At 68.4% G+C, this 22358-nt stretch carries 19 protein-coding genes; 9 read left to right on the forward strand and 10 right to left on the reverse strand.

Features of this window, described 5'->3' with window-relative positions; genetic code table 11:
* Window positions 1-86: 86 nt before the first annotated feature.
* Window positions 87-1319, reverse strand: coding sequence for an MFS transporter (locus HGG74_RS21605; RefSeq protein WP_246262880.1), 1233 nt, complete (start codon window positions 1317-1319; stop codon window positions 87-89).
* Between the two features lie 46 nt (window positions 1320-1365).
* Window positions 1366-2253 (reverse strand): dihydrodipicolinate synthase family protein, encoded by an 888-nt coding sequence (locus HGG74_RS12990; RefSeq protein ID WP_168486961.1) that lies wholly within the window; start codon window positions 2251-2253, stop codon window positions 1366-1368.
* Between the two features lie 132 nt (window positions 2254-2385).
* Between HGG74_RS12990 and pdxR the strand changes: the two genes are divergently transcribed.
* Window positions 2386-3783: a MocR-like pyridoxine biosynthesis transcription factor PdxR gene (pdxR, locus tag HGG74_RS12995; RefSeq protein ID WP_168486962.1), complete on the forward strand. Its 1398-nt coding sequence runs from the start codon at window positions 2386-2388 to the stop codon at window positions 3781-3783.
* 528 nt (window positions 3784-4311) lie between these two features.
* On the opposite strand, the gene HGG74_RS13000 is transcribed toward pdxR, so the two are convergent.
* The 8 genes from HGG74_RS13000 to rpmH form a co-directional block, all read right to left on the reverse strand.
* Entirely contained in the window at window positions 4312-5583 is a 1272-nt protein-coding gene (locus HGG74_RS13000) for a ParB/RepB/Spo0J family partition protein (RefSeq protein ID WP_168486964.1), read from the reverse strand.
* A 92-nt stretch (window positions 5584-5675) separates the two neighbouring features.
* The gene (locus tag HGG74_RS13005) at window positions 5676-6644 is read right to left on the reverse strand and encodes a ParA family protein (RefSeq protein ID WP_376766141.1); all 969 of its coding nucleotides are present in this window, start codon (window positions 6642-6644) and stop codon (window positions 5676-5678) included.
* 234 nt (window positions 6645-6878) lie between these two features.
* A complete protein-coding gene (rsmG, locus tag HGG74_RS13010; RefSeq protein ID WP_168486966.1) occupies window positions 6879-7514 on the reverse strand; it encodes a 16S rRNA (guanine(527)-N(7))-methyltransferase RsmG in 636 nt (211 codons plus the stop codon).
* Between the two features lie 49 nt (window positions 7515-7563).
* Complete coding sequence (locus HGG74_RS13015) at window positions 7564-8145, reverse strand: Jag family protein (protein WP_205761851.1); 582 nt, start codon at window positions 8143-8145, stop codon at window positions 7564-7566.
* Window positions 8142-9107: a membrane protein insertase YidC gene (gene yidC / locus HGG74_RS13020; RefSeq protein ID WP_168486967.1), complete on the reverse strand. Its 966-nt coding sequence runs from the start codon at window positions 9105-9107 to the stop codon at window positions 8142-8144. Before yidC ends, HGG74_RS13015 begins: the two co-directional genes overlap by 4 nt.
* Before the next feature lie 17 nt (window positions 9108-9124).
* The gene (gene yidD / locus HGG74_RS13025) at window positions 9125-9514 is read right to left on the reverse strand and encodes a membrane protein insertion efficiency factor YidD (protein ID WP_312856839.1); all 390 of its coding nucleotides are present in this window, start codon (window positions 9512-9514) and stop codon (window positions 9125-9127) included.
* Window positions 9511-9903 carry a ribonuclease P protein component gene (gene rnpA / locus HGG74_RS13030; protein ID WP_168486969.1) on the reverse strand — a complete coding sequence of 131 codons (393 nt, stop codon included), beginning with the start codon at window positions 9901-9903 and terminating at the stop codon, window positions 9511-9513. Before rnpA ends, yidD begins: the two co-directional genes overlap by 4 nt.
* A 79-nt stretch (window positions 9904-9982) precedes the next feature.
* Window positions 9983-10120, reverse strand: coding sequence for a 50S ribosomal protein L34 (gene rpmH / locus HGG74_RS13035; protein WP_127513203.1), 138 nt, complete (start codon window positions 10118-10120; stop codon window positions 9983-9985).
* A 453-nt stretch (window positions 10121-10573) separates the two neighbouring features.
* Here rpmH and dnaA point away from each other — a divergent pair, with 453 nt between their 5' ends.
* The 8 genes from dnaA (at window position 10574) to HGG74_RS13075 (ending at window position 22328) form a co-directional block, all read left to right on the forward strand.
* On the forward strand, window positions 10574-11989 hold the full coding sequence (gene dnaA, locus HGG74_RS13040; protein WP_168486971.1) for a chromosomal replication initiator protein DnaA: 1416 nt from the start codon (window positions 10574-10576) through the stop codon (window positions 11987-11989).
* A 651-nt stretch (window positions 11990-12640) separates the two neighbouring features.
* Entirely contained in the window at window positions 12641-13765 is a 1125-nt protein-coding gene (gene dnaN, locus HGG74_RS13045; protein WP_168486973.1) for a DNA polymerase III subunit beta, read from the forward strand.
* Window positions 13766-13817: 52 nt separating this feature from the next.
* Window positions 13818-14732 carry a phosphogluconate dehydrogenase (NAD(+)-dependent, decarboxylating) gene (gene gnd, locus HGG74_RS13050; RefSeq protein ID WP_168486974.1) on the forward strand — a complete coding sequence of 305 codons (915 nt, stop codon included), beginning with the start codon at window positions 13818-13820 and terminating at the stop codon, window positions 14730-14732.
* A 3-nt stretch (window positions 14733-14735) separates the two neighbouring features.
* Complete coding sequence (gene recF, locus HGG74_RS13055; RefSeq protein WP_168486976.1) at window positions 14736-15938, forward strand: DNA replication/repair protein RecF; 1203 nt, start codon at window positions 14736-14738, stop codon at window positions 15936-15938.
* Window positions 15919-16497, forward strand: a complete 579-nt coding sequence (locus tag HGG74_RS13060; RefSeq protein ID WP_168486978.1) for a DciA family protein — start codon at window positions 15919-15921, stop codon at window positions 16495-16497. The genes recF and HGG74_RS13060 overlap by 20 nt, the downstream gene beginning before the upstream one ends.
* Window positions 16498-16900: 403 nt before the next feature.
* Window positions 16901-18961: a DNA topoisomerase (ATP-hydrolyzing) subunit B gene (gene gyrB, locus HGG74_RS13065; RefSeq protein ID WP_168486979.1), complete on the forward strand. Its 2061-nt coding sequence runs from the start codon at window positions 16901-16903 to the stop codon at window positions 18959-18961.
* A 98-nt stretch (window positions 18962-19059) separates the two neighbouring features.
* Complete coding sequence (gene gyrA / locus HGG74_RS13070) at window positions 19060-21735, forward strand: DNA gyrase subunit A (protein WP_168486981.1); 2676 nt, start codon at window positions 19060-19062, stop codon at window positions 21733-21735.
* Window positions 21732-22328 (forward strand): DUF3566 domain-containing protein, encoded by a 597-nt coding sequence (locus tag HGG74_RS13075; RefSeq protein ID WP_168486983.1) that lies wholly within the window; start codon window positions 21732-21734, stop codon window positions 22326-22328. Before gyrA ends, HGG74_RS13075 begins: the two co-directional genes overlap by 4 nt.
* Window positions 22329-22358 lie beyond the last annotated feature (30 nt).

Raw genomic sequence — 22358 nt, forward strand, 5'->3', positions numbered from 1 at the left:
GGGGCGGCCGGGGAAGGGCTGCAGCCGGGTTCCCGCTCCCCCGCCTCTGCAGGTTCCATTCCCCGCACTGCCGCTGCCGCTCCGCTTCAGGCTGCCAGCCTGCTCCGGCCGGCCCGGCGGTCGAGGACCGATGCTGCCGCGCAGGCGACGGCGAGGGTGAGGGCCATAACGACGGGGAGCTGGGCCGGCCCGGCCGCAACGGCGCCGGCGAGGGCGGTGCCGGCAGAGCCTGCGGTGATCTTCAGCGCGCCGACCCAGACGAAGACCTGTCCCCGCGCCTGCGGCGGGGCATACTCGCTGCGTGCGGCGAGAGTGGCGGCGAAGAAGCAGGCGTTCAGGATCCCGGCGGCCGCGTAGGCGGCGGTAGTAAGTACGAACCCGTCCGCGAGGGCGACACCGGCCAGGGCAGCGGCGACTGCGGCCGCGAGCCGCGTCATGAGCCGGTCGGCGTCGCCCCGCAGAGGCCGCAGCAGCACGGCGGCGGACCCGGCCAGGTTCCCCAGCCCGTAGGCCGCGATGAGGACCCCGGCGGCGGCCTGGTCGACGCCGAGCCGTCCTGTGGAGGCGACCGCGGCGATGGGCAGTGCCGCCACCGACAGGGCGATGGTCATCGTCAGGTACAGGGTGCGCCGCAGTGGTCCGGAGCAGATCATCAGCAGCAGCGTGCGGCCCGGCCGCGGCACGCCGGAGCCCACTGCCGGCGGCGGGGCGGAGGGCAGCAGCCGCACGAAGGCGGCCGCGGCGAAGGTGCCGGCGGCGAGGATAAGCGCGGCCACGGTGGCATCGGCCCAGGAGGAGACCGCGGCAACGAGGGCCGGTCCGATCGTCCCGCCGAGGCCGTAGGTGGCGACGTCCCAGCCCTGCGCCCTGCGCTGGTCAACCTGGCCGGGTCCTGCGATCGCGGGCAGCCGGCTGCTGATTCCGCCGGTCAGCAGGGGCCCCACGAGTCCCGAGGAGACGAGCAGGAGTGCGGTCACCGCGGGCCACGTGTACGGATACAGCAGCACGGCCGCGGCGAGCGTGGCCCCGTGGAGGATGCAGGCGAGGGCGATGACGGTCCGGCCATCCCGGGCCGTGTCCAGGCTGCGTGCGACGAAGGGGCCGAGCAGGTGCGGCGCGGTGAGGCTCGCGCCGAGCAGCCCGGCGACCCAGGCCGGTCCCCCGCTGCCTGTGACCAGCAGGACGACGGCGACGACGGCGCCGCCGTCGGCCGTGCGCGCGAGGGTCGCGGCGGCAACATAGCGGACGAGGCCGCCCCGGCCGGCGCCGGATGCCTGGCGGGTGCGCTCGGCGAGGTCTTGGCCCGGGGTGCCCGTCACCGGAGGCCTCCGCTGAGACCGCGCACTGTGGGAGGGTGCATGCGACTCACCCGGTCACGCCGGCCAGACGAAGGGCGTCGCGCACTTCGGCACGCACCGGCTCGTCGAGGCCCCGGAGCGGAAGCGGCAGGCAGGGGTCGGTGACGAGTCCGAGGTCTGCGGCGATCGCGGCTGCAACGCGCAGGCTCCCGTGTGCCCGGAACAGTGCCCAGAGCGGTTCCAGGGCCGCCGACGCCTTCCCCGCCGCATCGGCCCGCCCGCCGAGGGCAGCATCGGCGATCGCCTGGGCCGGACCCGGCAGGACTCCTGCGATCACCGAGTACCAGCCGTCGCAGCCGCCCAGGAGCGCCTCGGCGGCGGCCCAGTCGCCGCTGATGCCCACCGAGACCCTGTCGGGAAGTACCTTCCGCAGCTTCGCCACCCGCCCGGCCGCCGTGCCCGCGGGAGGCGGGGGAATCTTGATGGCCGCGATCCGCGGAAGGGCTGCGATCCTTCCATGCAGTTCATCGGTAAAGGTGAAGGCAGTGGTCGTCGGGTTGTCGTACACGACGACCGGCACGGAGGAGGCCTCCGAGACATCCCGGTAAAGCCCGTACACCTCCTCCTCGGTGAGCCGCTGGTAGGAGACCGGGGCCAGCAGCAGTGCGGCGGCGCCCGCGGCCTGGGCATCCTCGACATGGGCGAGCACGTCCCGGGTCCGCAGGGCACCGATGCCGGCGATCACCGGCGTCCCGCCGGCGGCACCGACCGCGGCTTCCAACACCGTCCGCCGCTCGCCGCGGGAGAGGTACGGGTAGATCCCGGTCGAGCCCAGGACGCCGATCGAGGCCACACCGGCAGCCGCAATCCGTGAGACCAGGTGGACGAAGGCCGCCTCGTCGAGGCCGTCCTCCGAGACAGGGGTCAGGGGAAAGGCGCACAGCCCGTCGAACATGCAAGGTCCTCGCTTCGCTCAACCGCGGCGCCGGGCGGCCGCCCGCGGTCATCCATCAGGTTCCGCTACTCATGCTGCCAAGCGGTTTGGACCTAACATAGATCCAAGTCCAGCAGGATATGGAGGTCCAAGATGGCTGTGGCCGAACTGCCGATCGTGCTTGACCGCAAGGACCGCTCGCCGCTGGCCGCCCAGCTGGCCGGGCGGCTCCGGCAGGCCATCCTCGACGGGGCCCTCCGGCCGGAGGACAACCTCCCGTCCTCCCGCCGGCTCGCGGCCGAACTCGGAGTCTCCCGGGGCGTCGTCGTGCGGGCCTTCGAACAGCTCTCGGGCGAGGGGTATCTCGAAGGCCACGGCGCGGCCGGGACCCGCGTGGCCGTCCGCGCCGACCTCCGGGGACGGGCCTCGCACACGGTGCCCACGCCCCGCAGCGAGCCTTCGCACCCGATGATCGACCTCACGCCGGGACATCCCTCCGACCAGCCGTTCCGGAACCGCGAATGGCGCGCCGCCTGGAGGAGGGCGGTGTCCGCACCGGAGAACACGGTGCTGCCGCCTGCCTTGGGCACCGAGGGACTCCGGGGCGCTGTGGCCGGGCACCTCGCCTCCTCCAGGGGAGTCGTTGCCAACCCCGATGATGTGATTGTCACGGCGGGCACGAGTGATGCCCTCCAGCTCATTGTCACCGCGCTCCGCCACCGCTCGACCCGGCCACGGGTACTCGTGGAAGACCCCGGCTACCCCACGGCCCGCAGGGTGCTCTCGGCCGCAGGAGCCGCCGTCGAAACCCTGCCTGTCGGCGCCGACGGGATGCGGGCCGAACAGCTCGCGTCCCTCCCCCGGCCGCCGGACGCCGTGCTGGTTACCCCCAGCCACCAGTACCCCCTCGGCGGGCACATGCCCATCCGGGAAAGGCTGGCGCTGCTGGCCTGGGCCGCCGAACACGGCGTGCTCGTCCTCGAAGACGACTACGACAGCGAGTTCCGCCACCGTCGCATGCCGTTGCCGGCCATCGCCTCACTGCCGTCGGACGCGGAGGTCGTCCTCGTGGGGACCTTCTCCAAATCCCTGAGCCCATGGCTGCGCTGCGGCTACCTCGTGGTGCGCGCAGACTCCGGACGCCTCCTCAAGGACACGCGGCGCGCCCTTGATACCCCGGTGGGCGGCACCCTCCAGACTGCCCTCGCCCATTACCTGGAAGGCGGCGGACTGGCCCGGCACATCGCCAGGGCACGCCGCGAATACGCGCACCGCCGCGCCCTCCTCCTCGAACGGCTCGGCGCACGGGAGGATGTCGAAATTACTGCCCTCGACGGCGGCCTCCATGCCGTCCTGCGCCTGGGATCCAGGATCAACGCCGACAAACTCGCCGCCGCCTCACTCGACCACGGAGTCCGCGTCGCCACCCTCGCCAGCTACTATGCCCACCGCCCTCCGGCCAACGGACTGGTCATCGGCTACGGTGCGCCGACCGACCTCGAGCTCGCCCGGGCCCTGGACATCCTGACCGGACTCATCGACCAACCCTGAGCCGGCACCTGCTCGGTTGGGCCGCACCGGCCGTAAACGGCAGGGTTTCACGTGAAACGGGGCGCGTACCGCCCGGTTTCAGGTTTCGGACGCCGTGAACGGCAGAACCGCCTTCCCAGCCTCCGGACAAACATTTGGCATTGTATGACACGGCAGCCACCGCGTTTGAAGCGGCCTAAACGGGGCTGGTGGCTGTGGAAAACCGTGACTTCCCAGCCTCCCGAGGGAGCCTCAGGCAGGGAGAACAGATGTTTCACGTGAAACTGCGCAGGAGGGGCCCGGTCCCGGCCGGAGCAGATGGTTCCGGGGCGACCCGGCGTCGTCAGGAAGGCGCAGAACAGCCATTCTGTGCCTGGCCGGAGGCCGGCCGATGGGCAGTTGTGACGTTGCCGGACAGGCCGCGGCTACCCCAGCGATCAGCAGCCCAATCCAAGACATAGGTCCGGACTCGAAAAAGGCCCGGCCTCGCGGCCGTGCCCCTCCCCGAAGCGTTTCACGTGAAACGCCAACGCTCCCAAAATATGCCGGCTAGTTCATCGACCCCGGGCTGAGCACGTCCATGATGCGGTTCAGGTCCTCCACGCTGGCGAACTCAATGCTGACCCGGCCCTTGCGTGCACCGAGGGTGATCTTCACATTGGTATCCAGCCGATCCGACAGCGAGTTGGCCAGATAGTCCAGGCGCTCGTGGCGGGGCCCCTCCTTCGGCTTGTTCTCCCGGGAGGGGCGGGACGCTCCGCCGTGGAGCGCGACGGCTTCCTCGGTGCTGCGAACGGACATGCCTTCGGCCACGATCCGCTGGGCGAGCTTTTCCATCTCGGCCGGATCCTGCAGACCGAGCAGCGCACGCGCGTGGCCGGCAGAAAGGACGCCGGCGGCCACGCGCCGCTGCACGAGCGGCGGCAGCTTCATGAGCCGGATCGTGTTGGAAATCTGCGGACGGGAGCGGCCGATCCGCTCGGCCAGTTCATCGTGGGTGCAGCCAAAATCTTCCAGCAGCTGCTGGTAGGCGGCGGCTTCTTCAAGCGGATTCAGTTGACTGCGGTGCAGGTTCTCCAGCAGCGCGTCGCGGAGCAGGTCATCGTCGGTCGTGGACCGGATGATTGCCGGCACCGCTGCCAGTCCCGCAGCCTGGGCAGCGCGCCAGCGCCGCTCGCCCATGACCAGTTCGTACAGTTCCTCGCCGGCTTCACCGGAAGGGCGCACCACCACCGGCTGCAGAATTCCGATCTCGCGGACCGAGTGCACCAGCTCAGCCATGTCCTCTTCGTCGAAGACGGTACGCGGCTGCTTGCGGTTGGGGTGGATGGTCTCGACCGGAAGCTCGGCGAAGGCAGCGCCGGGTACCGGCATCAGGATTTCTGCCGCATCACCTTCCGGAGAAACGTCCGGACCATCCCCCAGGTCCAGGGCAGCCTGGCCCGGCGCGTCCTCGGCCGGCTCCTGCGCAGCGTCGGCCTGGGCCGACGCCGCGTCCTGCAGGTCCTCCCCCGGTGCACCGGCGCCGGCCTTGCTGCCGGTCGCTGCCGCCGGTTTCCTCGCCGGTGTCCGGCGGGCCGGCCCGGTCTTCTTCCGGGGAGCGCGCAGCACTTCGGCAACCTGTGCGGCAGCGGAGGCGGGAGCGCTGTCGGAGCCCTGGCCGTCACCGCGGGCCGGCGGGGCGGGAAAGAACAGATCCACCGGCCGCGTCTTGCGTGAGGGGTCGGCGGAAGCGGCGTCCGGCTCCGGAGTCTGTGCGGCGGGGGTGCTGGGGATCAGTGCGCCCAGGCCTCTTCCGAGTCCGCGCCGCTTCTCACTCATCTGTGGATCCTTCCATGCTGCATCTGAACGCAATCCCGGTGCACTTCAAAGGGTTAGGGGTCATTCTACTGGTGCCGTGCGGACGGGCCCGGCTACCGGGCGCGTTCGGCGATTTCGGCGGCGGCTTCCTGGTAGGACAGGGCGCCGGACGAATTCGGGTCGTAGGTGATCACGGTCTGCTGGTAGCTCGGGGCCTCGGAGATGCGGACCGAACGGGGCACGACGGCGCTGAGCACCTGCTCCGGGAAGTGCTGGCGCACCTCCGCGGCCACCTGCGCCGCGAGGTTGGTGCGGCCGTCGTACATGGTGAGCAGGATGGTGGATACCACCAGATCCGCGTTCAGGTGCTTCTGGATCATGTCGATGTTCTTGAGCAGCTGGCTCAGGCCTTCCAGGGCGTAGTACTCGCACTGGATGGGAATGAGCACCTCCTGCGCGGCCACGAAGGCATTGACGGTAAGCAGCCCGAGGCTGGGCGGGCAGTCGATGAAGATGTAGTCCAGCCGCGGCAGTCCGGCCTTCTCCCGCTCCCGGGCGTAGACCTCGATGGCCCGGCGCAGCCGCTGTTCGCGCGCGACGAGCGAAACCAGTTCGATTTCCGCCCCCGCCAGGTGGATGGTGGCCGGGGCACAGACCAGGTTCGGCACATCCGTACAGGGGGCCACGACTTCCTTCAGCGGCAGGTCGTTGATGAGCACGTCGTAGATGCTCTCCACCTCGGCATGGTGCTCGACGCCGAGGGCGGTGGACGCGTTGCCCTGCGGATCGATGTCGATGACCATGACGTTGAGGCCCGCGGCGGCCAGGGCGGCGGCCAGGTTCACGGTGGTCGTGGTCTTGCCCACACCGCCCTTCTGGTTGCTGACCGTCAGGATGCGGGTCCTTGCCGGTTTCGGCAGTTCGCGTCCCTCCAGGCGTTCGCGCCGGCGGTTCTCGTTCGCCAGCTCCGCCGCCAGAGGAGTGCTCTCGTCGATCGCATCCATTACGTTGGAAACCGTCGCCTCTTCATTGACTTTCATACAGACCTTGCCGCCACTCGTCGTTTCACGTGAAACCATCATGCCGTTGTTCAAAAACCAACCCGCAAAGGTTGTCTGCCGCCAGCTGGTGGCCGGAGGCTGCGCAGAGCGGGACAGGAGGATCCCGGTGCGGCGCACCGGCGCCACGCAGGGCCTGCCCCTGGGCGGGACGCGGGAACCCGCCGTGAAACCGACACTGCGGGAGCGTCCCACCCCTAGGTTATCCGGTGCGGGCCCGGGTTCCGGACGTTGCGCGGCTGTGCCGCACCCCGGCTTTCAGGAACCGACGACGATCCGGACCACCGTCGTCGGCTCCTCCAGCAGCCCCTCGCCCACGGTCAGGACGGAAGTCCCGGTGCCGCCGAGCTTGCGGATGATCTTGGCCGCCTTCTCGACCTCCTCGGCCGCACTGCGGCCCTTGATCGCCAGCACCTCGCCGCGGCCGTCGAGCAGCGGGATGGTCAGCCCGGCCAGGGTCTTGAGCGCGGACACGGCGCGGGCGGTGACGACGTCGGCGGCCACCTTGCCGACGGCCAGCTCGGCGCGCGTCCTGAGCACCGTGACATTGTCCAGGCCCAGGTCGTCCACCACTTCGTTGAGCCAGATCACGCGCCGTTCCAGCGGCTCGATCAGTGTCAGCTGCAGGTCAGGGCGCGCCAGCGCGAAGGTCAGACCGGGCAGACCGGCGCCGCTGCCGACGTCGGCCACGGCGGCACCCTCAGCGATAAGTTCGGCCACCACGGCGCAGTTGAGCACATGCCGGCTCCACAGCCGCGGCACCTCGCGCGGGCCGAGCAGGCCCCGCTCGGTGCCCGAGGTCGCCAGATGTTCCACATAGCGCTCGGCCAGGCCGAGGCGGTCCCCGAAGATCTTCTCCGCCGCGGCCTTTTCGGCCGCCGTCATTTCAAGCACGTCCTACCCCTAGTGACATCATCCGCCGGTCGCCGAGCCGCTGGTCGGCTCAGGACTCGAGGAAGACCACGATATGGCGGCCGGCGCCTTCGCCTTCGGATTCGCTGACCAGCCCCAGATCCGCGACGGCGTCGTGGACGATCTTCCGTTCGTAGGCGCTCATCGGCTCCAGCGCCACCGGCTTGCCGGTTTCCCTGGCCCGGGCGGCGGCGTCCTCGGCGATCTGCTGCAGTTCCCGGCCGCGCTCCTGGCGGTAGCCGGTGATGTCCAGGACCAGCCGGGAGCGGTTGTCGGTGGAGGCCAGCACGGCCAGCCGGGTCAGCTCCTGCAGGGCTTCCAGGACCTCGCCGCCGGGGCCGACCAGGGCCTCGAGCGCCTCGTTCTCCTCATCCTCGGAGACGATGGAAATGTAAGTGCGCCCGTTGCGGACCTCGATATCGATGTCGCCATCGATGTCGGCAATGTCCAGCAGTTCCTCCAGGTAGTCGGCGGCGATGTCGCCTTCTTCCTCGAGGCGGCTCACCGAACCGGCGGCAGCACCGGCCGTCTCGTCCTCGTCCGGCTGCGCCGTCTCCGGGCCCTCCGTGTCCGGCTTCTGCATGTTGACGTCGGATACGCTCTCAGTGCTCATTTTTTCTTCCTGTTCTTACGCTGGGGCTGCTGGCGCTGGCCCTTGGGCGCAGCGGGGGCGGGCAGGGCTTCTTCCTCCGTCTTGCGTTCGCCCAGGAGCGGAACCATCGGCAGGCCCTTGCGGGCGCGGCGCTCGGCCAGCGCCTTGGCAGCCGGGGAGCCCGGGGTGGGCATCCGGCGGATCACGAAGAACTGCTGGGCCATGGTCCACAGGTTGGTGGTGGTCCAGTAGATCAGGACGCCGATTGGGAAGTTGATGCCGCCGATGCCGAAGACCAGCGGCAGGATGTAGAGCATCATCTGCTGCTGCTTCATGAACGGGCTGGCCATTGCCTCATCGGACATGTTCTTGGCCATGATCTGCTTCTGCGTGATGAACTGCGACGCCGTCATGGCCAGGATCATGATGATGGAGAGGATCCAAACGGCGACCTGGTTGGCTCCGCCGCCGCCGTGCAGCAGCGAGGCCGACAGCGGAGCCCCGAAAATGGTCGAGACATCGAACTGCCGCACGTCGGCGGCGGACAAGGCGCCGATGCCTTCGCCCCGGTCGCTGGCGGTTGCCGTGTTGTTCAGCACGTTGAACAGTGCGAAGAAGAACGGCATCTGGATCAGGATCGGCAGGCAGGCCGAGAACGGGTTGGTCCCGTGCTTCTTGTACAGCGCCATCTGCTCCTGGGCCATGGCCTGGCGGGAGAGCTGGTCGGTCTTGCCCTTGTACTTCTGCTGCAGCTTCCGCAGATCCGGCTGCAGCGCCTGCATGCCGCGCTGGGCCTTGATCTGCTTGACGAAGACCGGGATGAGAGCTGCACGGATCACCAACACCAGCCCGATGATGGACAGCGTCCAGGTCCAGCCGTTGGCCGGATCCATTCCCAGCCAGGTGAACGCCTGGTGGAACGCCCACATGATCCAGGACACCACCCAGGTGAAGGGCATCAATATTGTGTTGAAGAAGTCCATGATCTCTCTTTAGCTCCTCAGGCCGCGGCGCGGCCTTCTTCGTCGGCCGGAATCACCGGGTGGTTCAGTACCAAAATCCGTGGGGTCCTGTCAGGATTCTCCCGCAGCATCCGCTCGTACTTCTCCGAGGCGGGCACATGGTCGACGCCGCCGTCGTTCCATGGATGGCAGCGCGCCAGCCGGCGCAGGGCCAGATAGGTTCCCTTCACCGCGCCGTGCACCGTGACTGCTTCCAGCGCATAGGCCGAGCAGGAGGGGAAGAAACGGCACACCGGGCCGTACAGCGGGGACGCGAGCCGCCGGTATCCCTTCAGCAGCAGGATCAGCGTCTGCTGGGGAAGCGTCCAGACCCAGCGCAGGCCCGCGGGAAGCTCAGGGCCCGGGGAAGACAGGGCAGGTACGCTCACTCGTCGGATCCCTTCTCTGTGCCGGCCGTGCCGGCGGGCCCGCCCTGCCGGAGCCGGGCCACAGCAACCGAAAATGCCTTGCGGTAGTCCCTGCCCAGCCCGGCGAAGTCCGCTTCCGCGGCCGCGGGCAGGGCGCGCACCACCACGCACAGCCCCTCCGGATGGTCCTTCAGGCTCAGCGCGGCGAATTCCCGCAGTCTGCGCTTAACGAGGTTCCGGGTCACAGCGTTCCCGACGGCCTTGGACACAATGAAGCCGAAAGCTGTCGGCCGCTGCTCCGGAGCGGGGGCCGCATATAACACCAAGTTCCGGCGCCCAGAACGGGCGCCGGAACGTACGGTGGTTGAAAAGTCTGCCGAACTGCGCATTCGGTTCCGGCCGGAGAGCATGCTAAAGGCAGGTTTCCGCGCAGCTGCGGGATCGCCGGGAACGCATGGCTACAGCCGGCCCGGGCAGACTGCAGCCGGGCTAGGCCGACAGTTCGGTGCGGCCCTTGCTGCGGCGTGCGGCCAGGATCGCACGGCCGGCGCGGGTGCGCATGCGAAGGCGGAAGCCGTGCTTCTTGGCACGACGGCGGTTATTCGGCTGAAAAGTCCGCTTGCTCACGGTGGTAACTCCAAGACGATCGAAAGATGCGCCTTAACCCGGTGCTACAAGCACAGGCGGACGCTCTATGAGGTGCCTACCCTGCGCCTTCCCTCACACGCTTCTCCGGGGAAATCCCGAAGGCATGCAGGAACGCGCACAGTGGACACAAAGGACTACATAACGGTAGGGGGAACGGTCCGGGTGCGTCAAACCGGCACCAGGGATAACTCCGTCCACAGCCGGGATTCTCCTGTGGACAACCCTCCTGCAGGGTACCACCGCCGGGGGCGCCCGCCCGCCCGGGAGGGCCCGCTGCCCGGCTGTATTCTGCGGGAATCATCCTCTACTCTTGGCAAGGGCCCTTTATCCACCGACTGTGCATAACTCTGTGGATGAAGAATCATAATCGGGCCCGCAACATTCCCGGTCCTTGGCTCGGTGAGGGTTGCATGAGCTATTGAAGGGTTATTGGTGGATACGGACCAGATAAACGACGTCGGAAGTTCCTGGCGCAAGGTGGTCCGCACCCTCGAACGCGATGACCGGGTCACCCCGCGGCAGCGCGGTTTCCTCGTCCTGGCCCAGGCCAAGGGGCTGATCGGGACCACCCTGCTGGTGGCGGTGCCCAACGAACTCACCCGCGAGGTCTTCCAGTCGCAGCAGCTTAAGGACCCGCTCCAGGATGCGCTGCGCGGTGTCTTCCAGGACGACATCCTCTGCGCCTTCAGTGTGGACGCGGACCTGGTGCCGCACGTGGAGCCGGAGGCCGCGCCCGAACCTGCCCCGGTTCTGCCAGAGAGGCATGCCGACGTCCGGCCCCAGCCGGCCCCGCCGAGCACCTCGCACGAGTTCGGCCGGCTGAATCCGAAGTACGTCTTCGACACCTTCGTGATCGGTTCCTCCAACCGCTTCGCGCACGCGGCCGCCGTCGCCGTGGCGGAGGCACCGGCCAAGGCCTACAACCCGCTGTTCATCTACGGCGATTCCGGACTGGGCAAGACGCACCTGCTGCACGCCATCGGCCACTATGCCCGCCACCTCTACAACGGGATCCGGGTCCGCTACGTGAATTCCGAGGAATTCACCAACGACTTCATCAACTCCATCCGCGACGACGAGGGCGCCAGCTTCAAGCAGCTCTACCGCAACGTGGACATCCTGCTGATCGACGACATCCAGTTCCTGGCCAACAAGGATGCGACGCAGGAGGAGTTCTTCCATACCTTCAACGCGCTGCACAACCACAACAAGCAGGTGGTCATCACCTCGGACCTGCCGCCCAAGCAGCTCTCCGGTTTCGAGGAGCGGATGCGGTCGCGCTTCGAATGGGGCCTGCTCACCGACATCCAGCCGCCGGAACTGGAAACCCGTATCGCCATCCTGCGGAAGAAGGCGCTGAGCGAGGGCCTCTCGGTGCCGGACGAGGTCATGGAGTACATCGCGTCCAAAATCTCCACCAACATCCGCGAGCTCGAGGGCGCGCTCATCCGTGTCACCGCCTTCGCCAGCCTGAACCGCCAGGGAGTGGACATGGGCCTGGCCGAGACGGTGCTCAAGGACCTGATCACCGACGAAGGCGCGGAGGAAATCACGGCGGCGACCATCCTGGGCCAGACCGCCGCCTACTTCAAGCTGAGCCTGGACGAGCTCAAGAGCAAGTCCCGCACCCGCACCCTGGTGACTGCCCGCCAGATCGCCATGTACCTGTGCCGGGAGCTGACGGACATGTCGCTGCCCAAGATCGGCCAGGAGCTCGGCGGCCGGGACCACACCACCGTCATCCATGCGGACCGCAAGATCCGCGAGCTGATGGCCGAGCGGCGTGCCATCTACAACCAGGTCACCGAACTGACCAACCGCATCAAGCAGCAGCAGCGCGAACACTAGGCACCTCCGGGTCCGCGCCTTCCCTGCTTCCGCCGCAACTTCCCGACGGCGCGCTTCCGCGCACCCTGGCGCCGGGACCCCTCCTCATCCGTCCCGGTCAACGGCCCGTCCCCGGCCCCATCGCGGCCCGCCCGCCCCGCAAGGGGCGGGAAAATTAACAGGTGTGGATAACTCTGTGGATTCTTAAGTGGAGAACCGCACCCCTCCGGAGGAAAAACCGGGGGTCCCCTGTGGATCCGCGAACCTATGCGGAAATTCGTCCACACGGCCTCCCGGCTGCAGCCGCTTAACACCCACAGCTTGTGAACAGCCCCGGATCGCGCCCCACCGCCGAGAAGGGCGGTTTTCCACAGCTTCCACAAGCGTTATTAACACTACGAATCCCTGGTTTTGGAATCCATCCAAATAACATGAGGCCCTGGGCGATCCCCTGCACCTGGCCCGTCCAAGCCAAGACCTTGTCCCGGACCTGCCGGCCCGCCGGCTCCGCCGCCTGGTCCGGTGTCCGAATTTCCCCGCGGGAGCTAAGCTTTCAAGGAGAATCGTTGTCACTTGCTCTCAACAGCTGCACCGGACGTACCGTCCGTGCAGGCAGTTGACGTTCCAGGTGGCCTCCCTTGGCATGTTCGTTGTGAAAGGCGGCACCCTTCAGTGAAGTTCAGAGTTGACCGGGATGTACTGGCCGAAGCCGTGACCTGGACAGCCCGGTCCCTGTCGCCTCGCCCCCCGGTTCCTGTGCTCTCCGGCCTGCTGATCAAGGCCGAGGGCGGAATGGTCAGCATCGCCAGCTTCGATTACGAAATTTCGGCGCGCCTGCAGATCCCCGCGGACGTCTCCGAGGAAGGCACGATTCTGGTCTCCGGCCGCCTCCTGGCAGACATTTGCCGCAGCCTGCCCTCGGCGCCGGTCGAAGTAGGCACCGACGGCACCAAGGTCACCCTGACCTGCCGCAGCAGCCGCTTCCACCTGGCCACCATGCCGGTAGCCGACTACCCGGAACTGCCCCCGCTGCCGGAAATCAGCGGCGTCGTGGACGGGGACGCCTTTGCCCAGGCCATCAGCCAGGTCATCATTGCCGCCAGCCGGGACGATACGCTGCCGATCCTGACCGGTGTCCGGATGGAAATCGAGGATGGCATGATCACCCTGCTGTCCACCGACAGGTACCGGCTGGCCCTGCGCGAACTGCCCTGGCGGCCGGTCAACCCGGGCATCTCGACCAGCGCCCTGGTCAAGGCCAAGACCCTGAACGAAGTCGCCAAAACCCTGGGCGGTTCCGGCGAGCTCAGCCTGGCCCTGTCCGAGAACAGCGAACTGATCGGCTTCGAAAGCGGCGGCCGGCGGACCACCTCGCTGCTGGTCGACGGCGATTACCCCAAGATCCGCTCGCTGTTCCCCGAAAACACGCCGATCCACGCCACCGTGGAAACCTCGGTACTCGTAGAAGCGGTCCGCCGTGTCTCCCTGGTCGCCGAACGCAACACCCCGGTCCGGCTCGCCTTCACCGATGGCCAGCTCACCCTGGACGCCGGCACCGGCGAGGACGCCCAGGCTTCCGAAGCCCTGGAAGCGGCCCTGGTCGGCGATGAAATCACCGTTGCCTTCAACCCGCACTACCTCTCCGAGGGCCTGAGCGCGTTCGATACCAAGTACGTGCGCTTTTCCTTCACCACCCCGCCGAAGCCCGCGGTGCTCACCGGCCAGGACGACCTCGCCGGCGAGGACCGCTCCGACTACCGGTACCTGCTGATGCCGGTGCGCCTGCCCAACCAGTAGGAATCCTGCCTCTGCCAGCAGCCACCAGCACCAGCGGAAGGGAGTGGTCCCGATGCACATTGGCCTGATTGGACTCGGGAAAATGGGCTTCAATATGCGCCAGCGCCTCCGCGACGCCGGCATCGAAGTCACCGGATTCGACCGGAACCCCGAAGTCAGCGATGCGGCCTCGCTGGACGCGCTGGTCGCCGCGCTGCCGGTGCCGCGCACCGTCTGGGTGATGGTTCCAGCCGGGACGGCCACCGACTCGGTGATCACCGACCTGGCCGGCAAGCTCGAGGCCGGCGACCTGGTGATCGACGGCGGAAATTCGAGATTCACCGAGGACCAGCGGCATCAAGCGCTGCTCGCCGGCCGCGGCATCGGCTTTATCGACGTCGGCGTGTCCGGCGGCGTCTGGGGCCTGGCCAACGGCTACGGCCTGATGGCCGGCGGAGAGCCCGAACAGATCGAGGCGGCACTGCCGGTCTTCGACGCACTGCGGCCGGAAGGACCGCGGGAGGAAAGCTTTGTTCATGTGGGCGACGTCGGCGCCGGACACTACGCCAAGATGGTGCACAACGGCATCGAGTACGGGCTGATGCAGGCCTATGCCGAAGGCTACGAACTGCTCGAGGCCAAGGACATCGTCAGGGACGTGCCCGGGACGTTCCGGGCATGGCAGAAGGGCACCGTGGTCAGGTCCTGGCTGCTGGACCTGATGGTCAAGGCGCTGCAGGAAGATCCCGGCCTGGCCCACGTGGCCGGCTATGTCGAGGATTCCGGCGAGGGCCGGTGGACCGTGGAGGAAGCGGTGGCCAATGCCGTGCCCGCCCCGGCGATCACGGCCGCACTGTTTGCCCGCTTTGATTCCCGGCAGGATGATTCGCCGGCGATGAAGATGGTGGCCGCGCTGCGCCACCAGTTCGGCGGCCATGCCGTGCGCCGGCCCGGCGAGGGCCCGCAGGCCCAGGGGAGTCCGGCGTAGCAGGTGTTTATCGAGTATTTGTCGCTGACGGATTTCCGCACCTACCCGCAGCTGGATCTCGCGCTCGGGCCCGGCGTCACCGTGTTCGTCGGGGCCAACGGCATCGGCAAAACCAACATTGTCGAGGCGATCGGCTATCTGGCCTCGCTTTCCTCACACCGGGTCAGCTCCGACGCGCCCTTGGTCCGCTTCGGCACCGGACAGGCGCTGGTGCGGGCCCGGGTGGTCAGGGGGCAGCAGGCCACATCGCTGGAACTGGAACTGAACCCGGGCAAGGCCAACCGCGCCCGGATCAACCGGGCCAACCCGGTCCGGGCCCGCGACATTCTGGGCATCCTGCGCACGGTGCTCTTTGCTCCCGAGGACCTGGCCCTGGTCAAGGGGGATCCGTCCAGCCGCCGCCGGTTCTTGGACGAGCTGCTGACCAGCCTGGTCCCCCACCATGCCGCGACCCGCAGCGACTACGAGCGGGTGCTCAAGCAGCGCAATGCCCTGCTCAAGTCCGCCCGCGGCCGGTTCAGTTCCTCGCACGAGGCCACGCTGGAGGTCTGGGACCACCATCTGGCCCAGGCCGGTGCGGCCCTGGTCAAGGCCCGGCTGGAACTGGTCCAGCTGCTGCAGCCGCGGCTTGGCCAGGCTTATGCGGCATTGACGGACGGGTCCAAGCAGGCCCGCGCCGTATACCGGTCCACGCTCGAGAGCCCGCTGGCCGACGACGGCGAGCCGGAAACCGGCGGACTTCCCGAGGCCGCGGAGATGCCCGGGGAACTTGCCGGCCTGGACCTGGACCAGCTGCGCCAGCGGTACCTGGAAGCACTGCGCCGGCAGCGCCGCCGGGAGGTCGAACGCGGGATTTCGCTGGTGGGTCCGCACCGGGACGAGCTGGAACTGTGGCTGGGACCGGTCCCGGCCAAGGGCTATGCCTCCCACGGGGAAACCTGGTCGCTGGCCCTGGCCCTGCGCCTGGCTTCGTACTATGTGCTGTGCGAGGACGAGCAGGTCCCCGGAGCCACCCCGGTGCTGATCCTGGATGATGTTTTCGCCGAGCTGGACACCCAGCGCCGCGAAAAGCTCGCCGGCATTGTGGCCGGGGCCGAACAGGTGCTGGTCACCGCAGCGGTGGCCGAGGATATTCCCGCCGCGCTGCGCGGCGGGCAGATCACCGTGGTTCCGGGAGGTATCTTCGATGGCAGACAAACAGCCTGACCAGTCCGCGGTACCGGGCCAGGACAGGCCGGCGGAGTCTGCGGAAACCCAGGACATCGACGCCGCCCAGGCAATGCTCAACCGGATGCGGGAAGCAGCCGCGGCCCGCGGGGAGGTGCGCCTGCGGCCGGGCAGCCGGCGCCGGACTCCGGCGGAGGGCCGGGGAGCAGGCCGGACCCAGGGGGCGTCCGGGCAGGAGTCAGCCCGGGATCCGCAGGGGCTCGGGTCGGTCTTCAACCGGCTGGTCCGGGACCGCGGCTGGAACTCGCCGGTCGCCGTCGGCTCGGTAATTTCGCGCTGGGACGAGCTGGTAGGCCCGGACATTGCCGCCCACTGCCGGCCGGAGAGCTTCCAGGACACCACCGTCCAGGTCCGCTGCGATTCCACCGCCTGGGCCACACAGCTGCGGCTGCTCAGTTCGGCACTGCTGGCCCGCTTCGACGAGGCCCTGGGGCCCGGCGTGGTCACGAAGATCCAGGTGCTGGCACCGGCGGCGCCGAACTGGCGCAAGGGTCCGCGCACCGCCGGCGGCCGCGGGCCGCGGGACACCTACGGCTAAGCGTTCAGCGCCTCCCCCACCCCTCGCCCGCTCGGGCGGGGCCCCGGGCGCTTCCGTTCAGCCCCTCCCCCACCCCTCGCACGCCCGGGCGGGGCCCCGGGCGCTTCCGTTCAGCGCCTCCCCCACCCCTCGCACGCTCGGGCGGGGCCCCGGGCGCTTCTCTTAGGGCGGGAGTGGTGACTGCGCAGAGGGCGCGTAGGGCGCTGGGAAGGTGCGGGCACATACTCCGCCCCATCCGGCACCCGGTGATCGCGGCAAATCATGCTTCTGCGGCCTGCCAGGCGCTGTCCAAGGCGCGGCCGGGCCCGCCGGCACGGTAGAATTGGGGTGCGGCGCCTTCACCCGGCCGGGAGGGCGCTTCGGAGATGACACGGAATTTGAGGAGTCGGCGGCAACTGTGGCGATGGACAACGAGCTCGAACATGCCGGTGAGGGCGCACAGGGGACTGGCAACGGCAAGGTCACCAACGAATACGGCGCCAGCGACATCACGGTCCTGGAAGGACTGGAAGCGGTCCGCAAACGTCCCGGCATGTACATCGGGTCCACCGGCCCGCGCGGCCTGCACCACCTGGTCTACGAGGTAGTCGACAACTCCGTCGACGAGGCGCTGGCCGGCTACTGCGACTCGATCGAAGTCACCCTGCTGGCCGACGGCGGCGTGCGCGTGACGGACAACGGCCGCGGCATCCCCGTGGACATGCACCCGACCGAAGGCAAGCCCACCGTGGAGGTGGTCATGACCATCCTGCACGCCGGCGGCAAGTTCGGCGGCGGCGGCTACGCCGTCTCCGGCGGCCTGCACGGGGTGGGCATCTCGGTGGTCAACGCGCTGTCCCGCCGGGTCGAGACCGAGATCCGCCGCCAGGGCTACGTCTGGTACCAGTCCTTCGCCAACGGCGGCCACCCGGTCGGCGAACTGCGCCGCGGCGAGCCGACCACCGACACCGGCACCACCCAGACCTTCTGGGCGGACCCGGACATCTTCGAGACCACCGAGTTCGACTTCGAGACCCTGCGCGCCCGCTTCCAGCAGATGGCCTTCCTGAACAAGGGCCTGAAGATCACCCTCACGGACGAGCGCCGCCCGCTGGAGGCGGCCGAGGACGGAGATGTGGACCTGGACACCCCGGCCGCCGACGACGCGGCCGCGCCGGAGTACCGCCAGGTGGTCTACAAGTACGACAACGGGCTGCTCGACTACGTCAAGCACCTGAACTCGTCCAAGAAGGTGGAGGTCATCCATCCCGAGGTCATCGCGTTCGAGTCCGAGGACTCCGAACGCCGGCTCTCCGTGGAGGTGGCGCTGCAGTGGACCACCTCCTACTCGGAAAGCGTGCACACCTACGCCAACACCATCAACACGCATGAGGGCGGCACGCACGAAGAGGGCTTCCGCGCGGCCATGACCACGCTGATCAACAAGTACGCGCGGGAAAAGAACCTCATCAAGGACAAGGACGACAACCTCACCGGGGACGACATCCGCGAGGGCCTGACCGCGGTGATCTCGATGAAGCTGGGCGAACCCCAGTTCGAGGGCCAGACCAAGACCAAGCTGGGCAATTCCGAGGCCAAGGGCTTCGTCCAGCGTGTGGTGACGGATGAGCTCGGGGACTGGCTGGAACGCAATCCGGGCCCCGCCCGCGACGTGATCCGCAAGTCCATCCAGGCCGCCGCGGCGCGTATGGCCGCCCGCAAGGCCCGCGAGTCCACGCGGCGCAAGGGCCTGCTGGAATCCGGCGGCATGCCCGGCAAGCTCAAGGACTGCCAGTCCAAGGACCCGTCCAAGTCCGAGATCTACATTGTGGAAGGTGACTCTGCCGGCGGTTCGGCCGTGCGCGGCCGCAACCCGGAGACCCAGGCCATCCTGCCGCTGCGCGGCAAGATCCTGAACGTGGAGCGGGCCCGGCTGGACCGCGCGCTGGGCAATGCCGAGGTCCAGGCCATGATCACCGCCTTCGGTGCCGGCATCGGCGAGGATTTCGACGTCGACAAGGCCCGGTACCACAAGATCGTGCTGATGGCCGACGCGGACGTGGACGGCCAGCACATCACCACCCTGCTGCTGACCCTGCTTTTCCGCTACATGCGGCCGCTGATCGAGAGCGGCTACGTGTACCTGGCCCAGCCGCCGCTGTACCGGATCAAGTGGTCCAACCACCCGCACGACTATGTGTTCAGCGACCGGGAACGGGACGAGTGCATCCGCAAGGGCCTGGCCAACAACCAGCGCCTGCCCAAGGAAAACGGCATCCAGCGCTACAAGGGTCTGGGCGAGATGGACTACACGGAGCTGTGGGAAACCACCATGGATCCGGACAAGCGCACGCTGCTGCAGGTCACCATGGAGGACGCCGCCGCGGCGGACCAGATCTTCTCGGTGCTGATGGGAGAGGATGTGGAGTCCCGGCGGACCTTTATCCAGCAGAATGCCAAGGACGTGCGCTTCCTGGACATTTGACGCCGCCGCGGGGCGTCCCCGGCACCCTGCCGGACATCCCGCTCCCCTGCCTGGTCCGTGCGGCCCGCAAAGATTTTCGATAGAAGGAACCTAAAACGATGAGCGAAGAGACGCCTGGGGTGCCCGGGGGCCCGGCCGGCGAGGAAGTGCTGGCCGGCGAGGTGCTGACCGACCGCGTCGAGCAGGTGGACCTGCAGACCGAGATGCAGCGGTCCTACCTGGACTATGCAATGGCCGTGATCGTCGGCCGCGCCCTGCCGGACGTCCGGGACGGGCTCAAGCCGGTGCACCGCCGCGTGCTGTACGCGATGTTCGACGGCGGCTACCGGCCGGACCGGGCGTTCAACAAGTGCGCCCGCGTGGTCGGCGAGGTCATGGGCCAGTACCACCCGCACGGCGACGCGGCCATCTACGACGCCCTGGTGCGCCTGATCCAGGACTGGACCATGCGCTACCCGCTCGCCCTGGGCCAGGGTAACTTCGGCTCTCCCGGCAATGACGGCGCCGCTGCCCCGCGGTACACCGAAACCAAGATGGCCCCGCTGGCCATGGAAATGGTGCGGGACATCGACGAGGAAACCGTCGATTTCCAGGACAACTACGACGGCAAGAACCAGGAACCGACCATCCTGCCGTCCCGGTTCCCGAACCTTCTGGTCAACGGCTCCTCCGGCATCGCCGTCGGCATGGCCACCAACATCCCGCCGCACAACCTGCGCGAGGTGGCCGACGGCGTCCAGTGGTACCTGAAGAACCCCGGCGCCACGCGCGAGGAGCTGCTCGAGGCGCTGATCCAGCGCATCAAGGGCCCGGACTTCCCCACCGGCGCCCAGATCCTGGGCCACAAGGGCATCGAGGAGGCCTACCGCACCGGCCGCGGCTCGATCACCATGCGCGCCGTGGTCAACGTCGAGGAGATCCACGGGCGCACTTGCCTGGTGGTCACCGAGCTGCCCTACCAGGCCAACCCGGACAACCTGGCCATCAAGATCGCCGAACTGGTCAAGGACGGCAAGATCGCCGGCATCGCCGACCTGCGCGACGAGACCTCCGGCCGCACCGGCCAGCGCCTGGTGATCGTCCTGAAGCGGGACGCGGTGGCCAAGGTGGTGCTCAACAACCTCTACAAGCACACCGCCCTGCAGGAGAACTTCGCGGCCAACATGCTGGCCATTGTCGACGGTGTCCCGCGCACCCTGACACTGGATGCCTTCGTCCGGCACTGGGTTACCCACCAGCTGGACGTCATCGTCCGGCGCACCCGGTTCCGCCTGCGCAAGGCCGAGGAAGCGGCCCACATCCTGCGCGGGCTGCTCAAGGCGCTGGACGCGCTGGACGAGGTCATCGCCCTGATCCGCCGCTCCTCCACGGTCGAGGACGCGCGCAACGGGCTGATCCAGCTGCTGGACATCGACGAGATCCAGGCCCAGGCCATCCTGGACATGCAGCTGCGCCGGCTGGCCGCCCTGGAACGGCAGAAGATCCAGGACCAGCACGCCAAGCTGGAGGCCGAGATCCTCGAGTACAACCGCATCCTGGCCTCGGAAGAGGTCCAGCGCGGCATCGTCAGCGACGAACTGGCCGAGATCTCCGAGAAGTACGGGGACGAGCGCCGCACCCAGATCATGATGGGCTACGACGGCGACATGAGCATGGAGGACCTCATCCCCGAAGAGGAAGTGGTCGTCACCATCACCCGCGGCGGCTACGTCAAGCGCACCCGCAGCGACAGCTACCGTTCCCAGCAGCGCGGCGGCAAAGGCATCCGCGGTGCTCAGCTGCGCGGCGACGACGTCGTCGAGCATTTTTTCGTCACCACCACGCACCACTGGCTGCTCTTCTTCACCAACCTGGGCCGGGTCTACCGGGCCAAGGCCTACGAGCTGCCCGAAGCGGCCCGGGACGCCAAGGGTCAGCACGTGGCGAACCTGCTGGCCTTCCAGCCCGAGGAACGGATCGCCCAGGTGCTCGACCTGCGCGACTACAGCCAGGCCCCCTACCTGGTGCTGGCCACCAAGAACGGGCTGGTCAAGAAGACCCGGCTGGAGGACTACGACACCAACCGCTCCGCCGGCGTGATTGCGATCAACCTGCGGGAAGAGGACGAGCTGGTCTCCGCGCAGCTGGTCTCCGAGACCGACGACCTGATGCTGGTCTCCCGCCACGGCCAGTCCCTGCGCTTTACTGCCACGGACGAAGCCCTGCGGCCGATGGGCCGGGCCACCTCCGGAGTGACCGGCATGAAGTTCCGAGACAATGACGAGCTGCTGGCCGCGGACGTGGTCACCGAAGGCTCGTTTGTGTTCATCGTGACCGAGGGCGGCTACGCCAAGCGGACCTCGGAGGAGGAATACCGGGTCCAGGGCCGCGGCGGCCTGGGCATCAAGGTCGGCAAGTACCAGGAGGAACGCGGCAACCTCGTCGGCGCCCTGATCGTCCACGAAGAGGATGAAGTCCTGGTGGTCATGGAAGGCGGCAAGGTGGTCCGCTCCCACGTCGCCGGCGTCCCCGCTAAGGGCCGCGACACGATGGGGGTCATCTTCGCCAAGCCGGACAAGGCCGACCGGATCATCGCCGTCGCCCGGAACACCGAGCGCACCCTCGGCGAGGACGAGCACGCCGAGCCGGTGGCCGGAACGGAGCTGGCCGCCGGATCCGCCCGGGACGGCGAGGATTCTGCACACCTGCCGGTGGATGAAGTACCGTTGACTTCAGCACCGCAGCAGCCGGCTGGGGAGCCGGCGCAGGCGCCGGATAACGGAGGTAACCAGTGAGCACACCCAACACGCCGCGATCGGGCACACGCCCGCAGCCGGCCGCGGCACCGCGCGCCGGGGTGCCCCGCACGGCAGCGGCCCCGGCCAAACCGGCCCAGCGCCCGACGGCCGGCAGCACATCCGGCGCCCGCACCGGCAACGGCCAGCGCCCGCCGGCGGCCCAGCGTCCGGCGGCCTCCCGCCCCAGCGGGAACGCCGGACTGGTCAGGCCCGCGCCGAAGGCCAAGGCCCGCCGCGCACGGCTGCTGGTCAGCAAGGTGGACCCCTGGTCCGTGCTGAAGATGGCCTTCCTGCTCTCCGTGGCCCTGGGGATCGTCACCGTGGTGGCCTCGATCGTGCTGTGGACCACGCTGGACATCACCGGCATCTTCAACCGGGTCAATGACCTGCTCTCCGAGATTGCCGGTTCCGAGGGCGCCGGCTTCGACCTGCGCAGCTACATGTCCCTGGGCCAGGTGGCTTCCTTCGCCACCATCATCTCCGTGGTCAACGTGGTGCTGCTGACGGCGCTGTCCATGCTCTCCGCCGTGCTGTACAACATCTCGGCCACCCTGGTCGGCGGCATCGGCGTGACCCTGACCGACGACTAAAAGCGCCCCGGCCGGCGCCGAGGGTTGATG

Origin of the sequence: Arthrobacter mobilis (assembly GCF_012395835.1) — a bacterium.
GTDB lineage: Bacteria > Actinomycetota > Actinomycetes > Actinomycetales > Micrococcaceae > Crystallibacter > Crystallibacter mobilis.